The sequence below is a fragment of the Neobacillus bataviensis LMG 21833 genome (assembly GCF_000307875.1).
GTDB classification, from domain to species: Bacteria; Bacillota; Bacilli; order Bacillales; family Cytobacillaceae; genus Neobacillus; species Neobacillus bataviensis.
The window spans coordinates 1-12,591 of the sequence record NZ_AJLS01000008.1 but is presented as its reverse complement, the minus strand read 5'-3'; the positions used below and the strand labels follow the sequence as shown (position 1 = coordinate 12,591).

The window sequence follows — 12,591 nt, the reverse complement described above, 5'->3', positions numbered from 1 at the left end:
TTAAAAAATCTTTCACGTTACATTCAAACCCTAAAATATAAAGAGATTAAGGGGCAGATTACATCATGCCGCCCATTCCACCCATACCGCCCATGTCAGGCATTCCCATGCCGCCACCAGCTGGTTCTGGTTTGTCAGCTACAACTGCTTCAGTTGTTAAGAACATAGCCGCAACAGATGCTGCGTTTTGAAGTGCGGAACGTGTAACCTTAGTTGGGTCAACGATTCCAGCTTCGATCATGTTTACCCATTCGCCGGATGCTGCGTTGAAGCCTGTGCCTACTGTTTCGCGCTTTAAGCGGTCAACGATGACAGATCCTTCAAGGCCTGCATTTTGAGCGATGGTGCGAACTGGCTCTTCCATCGCACGTAATACGATGTTGATACCTGTTGCTACATCACCTTCTGCTTCAACTTGAGCCACTTTGCTGTATACGTTAAGAAGGGCTACACCACCACCGGATACAATACCTTCTTCAACAGCTGCACGAGTTGCGTTTAATGCGTCCTCAATGCGAAGTTTGCGCTCTTTTAATTCTGTTTCAGTTGCAGCACCAACTTTGATAACTGCTACACCGCCAGCTAATTTCGCTAAGCGCTCTTGTAATTTTTCACGATCGAATTCAGAAGTTGTATCTTCTAATTGAACGCGGATTTGGTTGACACGTGCTTGAATTTCAGCAGTCTCACCAGCACCTTCAACGATTGTAGTGTTTTCTTTTGTCACAACTACTTTAGTAGCGCGACCTAAAGATGTGATAGTAGTCGTTTTTAATTCACGGCCAAGTTCTTCTGTGATCACTTCACCGCCAGTTAATGCAGCGATATCTTCAAGCATTGCTTTACGACGGTCACCGAAGCCAGGAGCTTTAACAGCTACTGCATTGAATGTTCCGCGAAGTTTGTTCAATACTAAAGTAGAAAGTGCTTCACCTTCGATATCTTCAGCGATCAATAATAATGGCTTGCTTTGTTGTACTACTTGCTCAAGTACTGGAAGAATTTCTTGAATGCTAGAAATCTTCTTGTCTGTAATTAAGATATATGGATTTTCTAATACAGCTTCCATTTTATCTGTGTTAGTAACCATGTAAGCAGAAGTGTAACCACGGTCGAACTGCATACCTTCTACTACATCTAACTCAGTTGTGAAGCCTTTAGATTCTTCGATTGTGATAACACCGTCGTTGCCAACGCGCTCCATTGCTTCAGCGATTAATTGGCCTACTTCTTTGTCATCAGATGAAATCGCAGCAACTTGAGCGATAGACTCTTTGCCTTCGATTTGTTTAGAAATAGCTTTTAATTCTTCAACTGCTACAGCAACTGCTTTTTCAATCCCTTTACGGATACCCATTGGGTTAGCGCCAGCTGTAACGTTCTTTAGGCCTTCGCGGATCATCGCTTGAGCAAGAACTGTTGCAGTAGTTGTACCGTCACCGGCAACATCGTTTGTTTTGCTTGCTACTTCAGCAACAAGTTTAGCACCCATGTTTTCGAATGCGTCTTCTAATTCGATTTCTTTTGCGATTGTTACACCATCATTTGTGATAAGCGGTGAACCAAATTTTTTCTCTAGAACCACGTTGCGTCCTTTAGGTCCAAGAGTTACTTTAACTGTATCTGCTAGGGTATCAACTCCACGTAGCATTGCGCGGCGCGCGTCTTCACTAAATTTAATCTCTTTAGCCATTGTAAAAAACCTCCTCGTATTTTTTCATCTTTATTTTTAAAAAATTCCCTTATTATGCGATTACAGCAAGGATATCATTTTCACGTAAAAGTAAATATTCTACGCCTTCGTACTTCACTTCAGTACCAGCGTATTTTGAGAAGATAATACGGTCGCCGACAGCAACTTCAAGTGCTACACGTTCTCCGCTTTCTAGTACGCGGCCAGTACCCACGGCAACAACTTTTCCTTCTTGAGGCTTTTCCTTCGCTGAATCCGGTAATACGATACCGCTTGCAGTTTTTTCTTCTGATTCAACAAGCTCAATGACAATGCGATCACCTAATGGTCTTAACAAATCAAACAACCTCCTCAAAGATATATGTAATTCTGACTTGTTAGCACTCTCTATGAATGAGTGCTAACACAATTATTATAATAAAGAATCTGATAATTTTTTGCAAGTATGAAGCACAAATTTTTACAAAAGTTTTTTCGATTTTTACAACCTTATAAAGTATGGGAAAAACTTGTCTTTCTATACCTATTATTTTAAAAGTTCTTCTAAATTGAAACTGCTACAGTTTTAAGAGTAAAATGAATAGTAATGACTTGATAATTAGAATATGAATCGGCAGATTATATTGGTTGGATGAAAAAAGGAGACATTAAAATTTGAAAAAGGAATATTGGATTGTCATCATTGTTTACATCGCTATGCAGCTTTCCAGTCTTGTCGGGCTTCCCGCAATGATGTTTGGCTTTAAATCTTTAGGAATCAGCCAAAGTCTGGCTGTACCTGTTTGGCTAATTGTCAGTTTCTCGATTGCCCTGCTCATCATTCTGTTCATTTTGCGGAAGGAAATGAACTCCCCCCATTTCGAAAAAAGAGGCAGTTCCTCTTTCGGCTCTTCGGTCATGTGGGCAATTGTAGGGGTCTTTTTAGCTTACTTTGCACAAATTTTCGCCGCCTTGATTGAAAGACTTTTGGGCGTTGAAATGGGTTCTGAGAACACGCAGAATATCCTGCGCATCATCGAAACAATGCCGGCGGCCATTATTGTGACCAGCATCATTGGACCAATTTTAGAAGAAATTGTGTTTCGAAAAATCATTTTCGGCTCACTACATAAGCGCTTTAACTTTTTTATTTCAGCACTGGTTAGTTCGGTCATCTTTGCTGCAGCACATATGGAATTCCAGCATATTCTACTATATTCAGCCATGGGTTTCACTTTTGCCTTTCTCTATGTCAAAACCAAGCATATTTTGGTACCGATTTTTGCCCATGTCACGATGAATACATTGGTTGTCTTAGTTCAGACTGTTTATAAAGACGATCTTGAAAGACTGCAGCGTGAGGCAGAGGCGCTTCAAAACTTTATCGGAGGATTCTTATGAGACGTTCACCCTTGTTTTCCGGATTAATTTACTTCCTGCTCGGCGCAGTATTTACTTACTTTGCGATTGATGATGTGCAAACAAACGGCTGGGGCTTTTTCAGCTATCTGCTCGTCATTTTAGCAACATTTGATTTTGGCTCCGGGTTAAAAATGATGATATTTCATTTTAAATTAAAGAACCAATTGAAAAAATAAGAAAAGGGATCCCAGGTTTTCTAGCTTGGGATCCCTTTTTAGATTAAGTATGCCATTTTCATTATCTGAAAGACCTCTTTTTTAAAAGCTCTGCTCTTTATCAACCTTTTTAAGCGTTTTATCGACCACTTTCTCCATTTTATCAACCACTTACTTGTTTAACCATATAAGCCAGGCGAACCGCCTGGCTCTAGATCTTCTCCGCCATTTTGACAGTAGAATTTTTATCCTGGATAAAATCAGTCGAATATTCCACCCGGCCAATTTGACAGCCCGTGCCAATTTTGACTAGCTTTCCCCTGACGATATCCGCCTTTGTATTTTCTAAAAACACTTCATCCCCTTCAACCACCTTCACAACTAGCGATCCCTCATCCTTCACAAACGGCAGCAGCGATGTTTTTCTTTTAACGGTAATTTTCTCACCTCCGATTTCTTCTGCTGTACTTTCGCCAAAACGCAAGCCAATATTGACCGTCCCAGCATTGAGAAGACCTTTGATTTCAAACCCACCGCTTAAATCAAATTTCTCATATTCGATGTCTCCGCCTACGGAAATACTCCCCTTAATATTTGCCGTTTCTCCAAAAAGTCGCTCCCCTACCTCAAGCGTGCCAAGGATTTTCACCTTTTCCAATCCAGCTTTCCCGCCAATCGACAACGTCCCCATCACGAGCATGTCACCAGATTCCATATTCCCCTTTACTTCAGTTTCGCCAACCACTTTTACAGATCCTGCTTTCACATCCGCCAATGCCTCACTCGTACCATATATATGGTACGACGAGCAATCGACAGCATTTTCAATCGTCCCTTCCCCGCGGATGCTCACCTTATCGTAACTGCCGCCAGGGTAATTGCCCGAACCATTAATCGTCAAATTTTGACCCTTTATCATTTCCGTTTCCCCCTTTTAAACCTTTTTGGACTCTTTCACCGTTGCCTTTTTATCGACAGAAAGCTCATTTGTATATTCAACAAGACCAATCTCGCATTTAGCCCCGATAGTAATATGGTTGCCGCGAACAACCGCTGCTTTCGTGTTTTCCAATTCAATTTTGTCCCCTTCGATTAAATCCGTTTCCAGCCGTGTTTGAATAAGCGGTTTGAATAAACCCATTAAGATAGGTTTGTGTTTAATACGAATCGTTTGCCCACCTATTTCCTTTGCCTTGCACTCTCCAAAAATTTTAATATCCACTTGATCCGCATTTAAAAGACCGCCAATCATAAATAGCGATTCCGCCTTAAATGTTTCAGCTTCACAATCCCCTTCGACTGTAAGCCTGCCTTTAATGTTGATTTCCTCTGCCTTTACCCTTCCGCCGACAGTGGTTTTTCCTGACACCTTGAAGTTTTCCACATAAAGGTTTTCGCCAATTTTCGCAGTTCCATCCACTGTTAACGTCTTGCATTCAAGATTTCCTTTAATTTTTCCGTTCCCATTCACCTTGGCACTATTCGTCTTAACATTGCCATTGACCGTACCTGAACCATTACAATCAAATTCCACACACTCTAAATCGTTATTAACTGTTCCTTTTCCATTGATGTTTACTTTATGAAATTCCCCGCCATTTGCTGACCCAAAGCCATTTATACTCAGGTCTCCCCTTTTTTTCGTATCCATGTTCATTCTCCTTTATAGTAAGTTCGCCTTGATTTCTTCCATACATTTCACAAGCGAAAGCTGAACAACGATTTTCGTCCCCTGATCAAACTTTATATCCTCAGCATTTATGAATAAAAAACAAGATGAGACCCCGAGCTTTCTCGTCAGCACGATCTCTCCATTCTTTTGTTTGATTAATCCCCTGTGATCCTTCATGACTTGTAGCAGCATTTTTCCTTCATCCAGATTAATTTCTCCTGATTGAAGCAGCTTCTCTAAAACAAACACTTCAAGTATTCTTGAAAAATCAAAATGGGAACCGCCTTTTTCATTTTCCAGATATAAATCCATAACCGATGTTGAAACAATGTTACGTTTCATTAGCTCTTCGTTAGTGAAGTGTAACTCTGTTACGTTAGGTGAAAACATATCAGCCAGTTCATCTAAGGAAAGATTTTCTTTCATCGTTTGAATCTTATCGATTCGTTCTAGGATCTTTTCTTTTGGAAAAAAGGTTTCCTGCCCAGTAAACGTGGATTTCCGAATAAACCAATCCTCGGGAATCAAATCCTTCCGCTTCCAGCGATATAGCTGTCCGTACGATATTCCCGCCAGATCCAATAAATCCTTTTTTGATATTAACTCCTCACTCATTTCCAAAAAACCCCTTTCTATATTTTATAATGTAACATAACACTGTTACGTTTGTAAAGTCGTAAAAAAAGACTTTCCACCATTTTTTAGTGAAAAGCCATTACACAGTTTATTCTGCCTCTATTTCTTCAACTTCCTCAATTTCACCCGTCGGGTAATGTTTTAAAAAGTAGACCAGTGATTGCAATTCCACCGCGAGGTCAATATGATGAACCCTAATTGAAGCAGGAACATTTAATCTTGCCGGAGTAAAGTTTAAAATCCCCTTTACATTGGCACCCACAAGCCGGTCGGTGATCATCTGTGCTACTGGAGCTGGAACGGTTAGAATCGCAACCGAAATTTCCTCCTCAACTAACACCTTTTCCAACTCATCCATATGAAAAACGGGAACCTCGCGAATCATTGTACCCATTTTTGACGTATCGACATCGAAGGCACATGATATTTTTGTATTATTATTTTTTAAAAAGTTATAGTTTAAAAAGGCAGTCCCAAGATTACCAACCCCAATTAACGCAACCTTTGTTAATTCGTCTTGGTCAAGTGTTTTACGGAAGAACGTTAATAAGTAATTGACATTGTAGCCATAGCCCTTTTTACCCAATGCGCCAAAATAAGAAAAATCGCGGCGAATCGTTGCTGAGTCCACCTTAACCGCTTCACTTAATTCTGCTGATGAGACCCGTTGCTTGCCTGAACTATGCAGATTTTTTAAAAATCGATAATAGAGGGGCAGCCGCTTAGCTGTCGCCTGTGGTATTTTCATCGTTTCATTACTCATTTCTCCCACACCCCTTTTGAAATTTAGTTAACAATTATCTAAATTGTTCTGTTCGTTTAAAGTCACCATTTTTTCCGCCGGTTTTCTCTACTAAGTATGTTGGCCCAATGACCATTCCTTTATCGACTGCCTTACACATATCGTAAACGGTTAAAGCACAAGCAGATGCGGCTGTTAGCGCTTCCATCTCCACACCCGTGTTCCCTTTTGTTTTAACTGCTGCAGCAATATGTAATTGAACCTGCTCTTGCTCTGTCTTTTCCCATGAAAACGAGATATTAACCCCTGTTAATGGGATCGGGTGACACATCGGAATCAAATCCCATGTTTTTTTAGCCGCCATAACCCCCGCCACTTGGGCTACCGCTAAAACATCGCCTTTTTTCATTTCATGATTATTTATTTTATCATATATTTCTTTGCTAACCGTTATACTGGAATGTGCAAGAGCGGTTCGTGCCGTTTCCGGTTTATCACTGACATCGACCATCTTTGCTCTGCCTTCTTCATTAAAATGAGTAAATTCTGCCATAAAAAATAATCCTCCTACCCAAAAATAATACACTATTTTTCCCTAGATGTGTGTGAATCTTTGAACTAATTATTACATTTTTTATCTGAGTTAAGAATATAAGCCCTTATTGATCCGGCGCTTTATTGCCGACATTCCCTTTATACGGTACACTATTTATATGTAAGAGGTGAATAAAAATGATTTTGCTGCAGGTTAATCAACTACAAAAATATTATGGTGCTGACCTTATTTTATCGAATATAAAGCTTGAATTACAAACGCGGGATCGTGTAGCTCTCGTCGGCCGTAACGGCGCGGGTAAATCGACATTATTAAAGATTATTGCCGGGCACTTATCACATGATGGCGGCGAGATTATTAAGCCCAAAGAAGTGAACATCGGCTATTTAGCGCAAAATACCGGCCTTGAGTCCAATTTGTCGATTTGGGAAGAAATGCTGTCTGTTTTTGAACACTTGGGCACAATGGAAAGGTCGCTTCGCAAGCTCGAAGAACAAATGGCTGATCCTCATATTTATGATGACACCGTGAAATACGAGCGAATTATGAAAGAATACGATCTTCTCCAGGTGAAATTCAAGGAACAGGGTGGGTATCAATATGAAGCCGATATCCGCTCTGTGCTTCATGGATTAAACTTTCGCGATAATTCTCTGATGATTTCTAGTTTAAGCGGCGGGCAGAAAACCCGGCTTGCCCTCGGGAAACTCCTGTTAACGAGACCCGACATCTTAATTTTGGACGAGCCTACGAACCATCTCGATATCGATACCCTATCATGGCTCGAACAATATTTGCAAAGCTATGATGGCGCAATTTTAATCGTCTCCCACGACCGTTATTTTTTAGATAAAGTTGTTACACAGGTCTACGAGGTATCCCGAAAACAAATCGCGAGGTTTACGGGCAATTATAGTTCTTACCTTGATCAAAAAGCGGCCAATTATGAGCGTGAGATGAAGCTTTTTGAAAAACAGCAGCAGGAAGTCGCAAACCTTCAGGACTTTATCCAAAAGAATTTAGCGCGCGCCTCGACAACAAAGCGAGCGCAAAGCCGGCGGAAGAAGCTTGAAAAAATGGAAGTTATGGATCGACCGCTTGGGGATGAAAAATCCGCCACCTTCTCGTTTGGAATTGAAAAACAAAGCGGGAATGACGTACTAATGGTAGACTCACTAGCTGTTGGCTATGATGGTGAGAAGGTTTCGGAGTCCATTTCCTTTCGTGCCTATAAAGGGGAGAGCATTGCCCTTGTCGGCCCTAACGGTATTGGCAAATCGACACTGCTAAAAACAATTATTAAGAAGCTGCCTGCACTATCCGGCACCATCCAGTATGGGACAAACCTTTCAATTGGCTATTATGACCAGGAACAGGCAGAATTAACCTCCAATAAGCGTGTCTTGAATGAACTCTGGGATGACTATCCGTTAAAAAGTGAAAAAGAAATTCGCACGGCTTTGGGGAACTTTCTTTTTTCCGGTGATGATGTGTTAAAAATTGTTTCCACTTTAAGTGGCGGCGAAAAGGCACGGCTGGCTCTGGCTAAGCTCATGCTGGAGAAAGCCAACGTATTAATTTTGGACGAGCCCACGAACCACCTTGACTTAGACAGTAAGGAAGTTCTCGAGAATGCCCTGATTGATTACCCTGGGACGATTTTGTTTGTTTCCCACGACAGATATTTCATTAACCGGATCGCAACAAAGGTGGTGGAACTTAGTCGTCATGGCAGTGCAGAGTTTCTTGGCGATTATGACTATTATCTAGAAAAGAAATTGGAACAGGAAGAACTTGCGGCACTTGCACTGGCTGCCTCAGGGAAATTAGCTGCTGAAAAGGAAGCTTTGGAGAAAAATAGTTATCAACAGGATAAAGAAAGCAAAAAGCTTGAGCGCCAGCGTAAAAGAAAGTTAGAAGAGACTGAGCTCCGTATAGAAGAGCTCGAGGAACAAATTCAAGAATACGAGCAGCAATTATGTAAACCTGAAGTTTTTCAGAATCATGAGATGGTCTTAGAAATCAATATTAATAACGAAAAGGCTAAAGCAGAACTTGAGCAATTGATGGAAGAATGGGCTGAGTTAGCTGAATAACAAGTAGAACCGGGCGAATGAAATCGCCCGGTTCTTCGTTTTAGGATAAATATCGACAAAATATGAGCGGGTATCGACAAAATCCCCAATGATTTTTAAAAAATATCCACTTTTCCACAACATTATTCACATTTAAAGTTGTTTATTTCTAGGGAGTTTTACTGCTTTTCCACATTATCCACAGTAAACACCGTTTTTATCCACATTATCAACAGTATACACAGGGTTATCCACAATTAATTGATTATTAACTGTATTTTTTAAAAACTTTATCCACAATTATCTGGTGAATCGCCCCTTTTTTATGGTTGTTTGCATTTCGATTAATAGAGCAGCGTGTTCATTTACCGTTTAGGTTTACTTTTTGCTATTCGGTCAATGGAACCCCCTTTCATTTACCGTTTAGGCTTACTTTTTGCTTTTCGGTCAATGGAACCCCCTTTCATTTACCATTTGGACTTTCTTATTTTCAATATGGTAAATAAGCACTCTATCCTCCTTCAGATAACCAATACAATATAAAAAAACTCTCCTTATTCAGAAGAGTTTCTAATTGTACATCTCAATATCAAGACCCGGTATGGCATTTAGAGCTAAGTCTGCCCTGATTCCCTTTTCAAACATGATACTTCCGGCAGCAGCAATCATCGCCGCGTTGTCTGTGCATAACGATAATGGCGGGATGACTAGTTCAATACCCGGTTTTTCCGAAAAGCTCTTTTCTAAAGCATTCCTTAATCCTTTATTAGCGGCAACTCCACCTGCAACTAAAACCTGCTCGACCCCATACTCGGCTACGGCTTTCTCTGTTTTCTTCACAAGCACCTCAATCACACTTGCTTGAAAGCTGGCTGCCAGATCTTCTGGTGCTATCTTCTCACCACGCTGCTCCGCGTTATGAACAGTATTAATAACAGCAGATTTTAAGCCGCTAAAGCTAAAATCATAGGAGCCTTCTTCAAGCCAAGCCCTTGGTAAATTAATTGTCGGAGTTCCTTCCTGCGCTAATCGATCGATATGCGGGCCGCCCGGATACGGCATATTCAATGTCCTTGCGACCTTATCGTAGGCTTCACCTGCCGCGTCGTCCCTCGTTTCTCCAATCACTTCAAAGTGACCATGCTCTTTCATATACACAAGCTCTGTATGTCCGCCTGAAACGACTAATGCTAAGAGTGGAAATTTTAACTCTGTGATCAGCCTGTTCGCATAAATATGCCCCGCAATATGATGGACGGGTACTAGCGGCTTATTATGAGCAAAGGCAAGTGCCTTCGCGGCATTTACCCCAATTAAAAGCGCCCCTACTAACCCAGGCCCTTCTGTAACGGCTATAGCATCAATTTCTGAAAAGGTTACATTTGCTTGGTTCAATGCTTCCTCAATTACAAGCGTTATTTGTTCAACATGATGGCGCGAAGCGATTTCAGGCACCACACCGCCAAAACGTTTATGGCTTTCGATTTGCGAAGCCACTACATTTGCAACAATTTCACGGCCATTTTTAATAATAGCGACTGCCGTCTCATCACAGCTTGTTTCAATTCCTAGTATTAATAATTCTTTTTTCATAAAGTCACCCACATTATTTGTGCATCTTCCTGATTATCGGAATAATAATTTTTCCGTATTCCGCCGTTTTGGAACCCAAACTTACGGTAAAGGGACTGTGCTACATGATTCGTCACCCTCACCTCAAGTGTCATACTTCTAGCTCCCATTTCCCTCGATACCGACATTAACTTGCTCATTAATGCCTCCCCCAGCTTTTTACCTCGATATTCTGGCAAAATGGCCACATTTGTCACATGTGCTTCATCGATAACAACCCATGACCCGCAATACCCGATAATTTTATGATCATTCTCAATAACAATATAGACAGCAAATTTGTTAGTATGTAATTCATTATAAAATGCTTCCCGGCTCCACGGAGTAGTAAATGAAGCATGTTCCACTTCTACCACTTGATCAATATCCTCTTCCCTCATATAACGAAATACATAAGAATCTACCATATTTCTCTATCCCTATCCATTTAAAATTTTCCCTTTTCCCTCTAACCACTTCTGTTCCGCTTCCGCTAAACGGATATAATTTGGAACAAAGGAGTGGATGTCTTCTCCCGGTTTATCTTTTCCCAATAAAGCTAGTTCAGATGGGCGGGGATTGTGTTCCGTTTGGCTTGCTATAATAGCCTGCGGCCCTAATACTTCTATTATCTTTGCATGATGGATCGACAGGTCATTTCCAACAAAAAGAATGGGTGCATTTAAATCTGTTAATTTGGCTACCCAATCATCTATCATAACTAATTGATCCTGTTCCACAGTGGTTAGCATACCGTTCTGATAGCGATAGAGTCCTGTATAGACTTGTCCCCTTCTGGCATCGACAATTGGTGACACAAAGCCGTTAAAGTACCGTCCCGCTCCTGCAGCTAAAATTTCTAAGCTTGAAATTCCGACAAGCGGTATGTTTAAAGTCCACGCTAATGTTTTGGCAATCGTAACACCAATTCTAACACCAGTATACGACCCAGGACCCTTCGCAACGACAATCTTCGTCAAATCAGCCGGTGCCTTTTCACAATCCTGCATTAACGTCTGAATGGCTGGCATCACGCGAACGGAGTGATTCTTTTTTATATTCGTAATAAATTCACCAAGTACTTGATTATCATCTAAAAGCGCTACCCCTAATGGATTATTAGAAGTATCGATCGCCAGTATGGTCATCTGAAAATCTCCTTACATAATTGCTCATATCTTTTTCCTTTCGGAGCTAGTACGATTTTCCGCTGCTCTTGTCCTTCATGGTATAAGTAAATCGTTAATAGTTCCGATGGGAGTTGTTCTTCTATTAAGTGTGCCCATTCCACTACTGTAACTCCATCACCTTCAAAGTATTCATCAAATCCCAAGTCTTCCGGAGCATCAGCCAGCCGATATACATCCATATGATACAGCGGCAGCTTGCCTTTATATTCTTTAATGATGGTAAATGTCGGGCTATTAACCGTTCTTTTTATATCCAAACCTTTGGCCAGACCTTTCGTAAAGGTCGTTTTCCCAGCGCCTAAATCACCCTCAAGTGCTAGGACGTCACCCGGTTGTAACAAGTGTGCGAGCTTTGCTGCGAATTGAGAAGTTTCCTTAGAATCTGCTGTATTTAATTCAAATTGAGTCATCTAATCACCTTTATACCTAACATAATGTTTCTCTATCTACATATTACCCTTATTTTTGTGTAAAAAAAACCTTAGGATTGCTCCTAAGGCTGAAATTCTATCTTTCATAACTACTTTGAAGACCATTTCGGCCACATTTTCTGGAGTCTTGGTCTTCATAAGAGCAATGATGACCTCTTTTGCCAGATTTCCTTGAGTTTTGGTCTTCATAAGAGCAATGATGACCTCTTTTGCCGGATTTCCTTGAGTTTTGGTCTTCATAAGAGCAATGATGACCTCTTTTGCCGGATTTCTTTGAGTTTTGGTCTTCATAAAGTTCTTGAAGATTACTTTATAAAAATATATTCAAAACGCCCTAGATGCCTGGTCTGTTTTAAAGGAAATAAAAAAAGACGAAACCTTGTTTCGACTTGATTTAAAAAGCTATTAAGCGGTCTGGACGGGACTCGA

General features: G+C 40.8%; 15 protein-coding genes. 3 read left to right on the top strand and 12 right to left on the bottom strand.

What is annotated here, in order from left to right; all coding sequences use genetic code 11:
- Positions 1-58: 58 nt before the first annotated feature.
- The gene (gene groL / locus BABA_RS01400) at positions 59-1,693 is read right to left on the bottom strand and encodes a chaperonin GroEL (RefSeq protein ID WP_007083328.1); all 1,635 of its coding nucleotides are present in this window, start codon (positions 1,691-1,693) and stop codon (positions 59-61) included.
- Positions 1,694-1,745: 52 nt separating this feature from the next.
- The gene (groES, locus tag BABA_RS01395; protein WP_007083327.1) at positions 1,746-2,030 is read right to left on the bottom strand and encodes a co-chaperone GroES; all 285 of its coding nucleotides are present in this window, start codon (positions 2,028-2,030) and stop codon (positions 1,746-1,748) included.
- Positions 2,031-2,347: 317 nt separating this feature from the next.
- Between groES and BABA_RS01390 the strand changes: the two genes are divergently transcribed.
- Both BABA_RS01390 and BABA_RS01385 read left to right on the top strand, forming a co-directional pair.
- Complete coding sequence (locus tag BABA_RS01390; RefSeq protein ID WP_007083326.1) at positions 2,348-3,073, top strand: CPBP family intramembrane glutamic endopeptidase; 726 nt, start codon at positions 2,348-2,350, stop codon at positions 3,071-3,073.
- Positions 3,070-3,270 (top strand): YdiK family protein, encoded by a 201-nt coding sequence (locus BABA_RS01385; RefSeq protein ID WP_007083325.1) that lies wholly within the window; start codon positions 3,070-3,072, stop codon positions 3,268-3,270. The genes BABA_RS01390 and BABA_RS01385 overlap by 4 nt, the downstream gene beginning before the upstream one ends.
- Before the next feature lie 190 nt (positions 3,271-3,460).
- On the opposite strand, the gene BABA_RS01380 is transcribed toward BABA_RS01385, so the two are convergent.
- The 5 genes from BABA_RS01380 to moaC all read right to left on the bottom strand — a co-directional run bounded on the left by BABA_RS01380 (position 3,461) and on the right by moaC (position 6,852).
- A complete protein-coding gene (locus BABA_RS01380) occupies positions 3,461-4,168 on the bottom strand; it encodes a hypothetical protein (RefSeq protein WP_007083324.1) in 708 nt (235 codons plus the stop codon).
- Positions 4,169-4,183: 15 nt separating this feature from the next.
- The gene (locus BABA_RS01375; RefSeq protein WP_007083323.1) at positions 4,184-4,900 is read right to left on the bottom strand and encodes a polymer-forming cytoskeletal protein; all 717 of its coding nucleotides are present in this window, start codon (positions 4,898-4,900) and stop codon (positions 4,184-4,186) included.
- Positions 4,901-4,912: 12 nt separating this feature from the next.
- A complete protein-coding gene (locus BABA_RS01370) occupies positions 4,913-5,536 on the bottom strand; it encodes a YhbD family protein (protein ID WP_007083322.1) in 624 nt (207 codons plus the stop codon).
- Positions 5,537-5,645: 109 nt separating this feature from the next.
- Positions 5,646-6,320, bottom strand: a complete 675-nt coding sequence (locus BABA_RS01365) for a redox-sensing transcriptional repressor Rex (RefSeq protein WP_007083321.1) — start codon at positions 6,318-6,320, stop codon at positions 5,646-5,648.
- A gap of 34 nt (positions 6,321-6,354) precedes the next feature.
- The gene (moaC, locus tag BABA_RS01360; RefSeq protein ID WP_007083320.1) at positions 6,355-6,852 is read right to left on the bottom strand and encodes a cyclic pyranopterin monophosphate synthase MoaC; all 498 of its coding nucleotides are present in this window, start codon (positions 6,850-6,852) and stop codon (positions 6,355-6,357) included.
- 179 nt (positions 6,853-7,031) lie between these two features.
- Here moaC and BABA_RS01355 point away from each other — a divergent pair, with 179 nt between their 5' ends.
- Positions 7,032-8,951 carry an ABC-F family ATP-binding cassette domain-containing protein gene (locus BABA_RS01355; RefSeq protein WP_007083319.1) on the top strand — a complete coding sequence of 640 codons (1,920 nt, stop codon included), beginning with the start codon at positions 7,032-7,034 and terminating at the stop codon, positions 8,949-8,951.
- 549 nt (positions 8,952-9,500) lie between these two features.
- On the opposite strand, the gene tsaD is transcribed toward BABA_RS01355, so the two are convergent.
- Genes tsaD through BABA_RS01330 form a run of 5 tightly spaced genes read right to left on the bottom strand, consistent with a single transcriptional unit; the run spans position 9,501 to position 12,402 of the window.
- Positions 9,501-10,523: a tRNA (adenosine(37)-N6)-threonylcarbamoyltransferase complex transferase subunit TsaD gene (tsaD, locus tag BABA_RS01350; protein ID WP_007083318.1), complete on the bottom strand. Its 1,023-nt coding sequence runs from the start codon at positions 10,521-10,523 to the stop codon at positions 9,501-9,503.
- Positions 10,520-10,969, bottom strand: coding sequence for a ribosomal protein S18-alanine N-acetyltransferase (gene rimI / locus BABA_RS01345; RefSeq protein ID WP_007083317.1), 450 nt, complete (start codon positions 10,967-10,969; stop codon positions 10,520-10,522). Before rimI ends, tsaD begins: the two co-directional genes overlap by 4 nt.
- A gap of 12 nt (positions 10,970-10,981) precedes the next feature.
- Positions 10,982-11,689, bottom strand: coding sequence for a tRNA (adenosine(37)-N6)-threonylcarbamoyltransferase complex dimerization subunit type 1 TsaB (tsaB, locus tag BABA_RS01340; protein WP_007083316.1), 708 nt, complete (start codon positions 11,687-11,689; stop codon positions 10,982-10,984).
- Entirely contained in the window at positions 11,686-12,141 is a 456-nt protein-coding gene (gene tsaE / locus BABA_RS01335; protein WP_007083315.1) for a tRNA (adenosine(37)-N6)-threonylcarbamoyltransferase complex ATPase subunit type 1 TsaE, read from the bottom strand. The genes tsaB and tsaE overlap by 4 nt, the downstream gene beginning before the upstream one ends.
- A gap of 36 nt (positions 12,142-12,177) precedes the next feature.
- On the bottom strand, positions 12,178-12,402 hold the full coding sequence (locus tag BABA_RS01330; protein ID WP_007083314.1) for a hypothetical protein: 225 nt from the start codon (positions 12,400-12,402) through the stop codon (positions 12,178-12,180).
- Positions 12,403-12,591 lie beyond the last annotated feature (189 nt).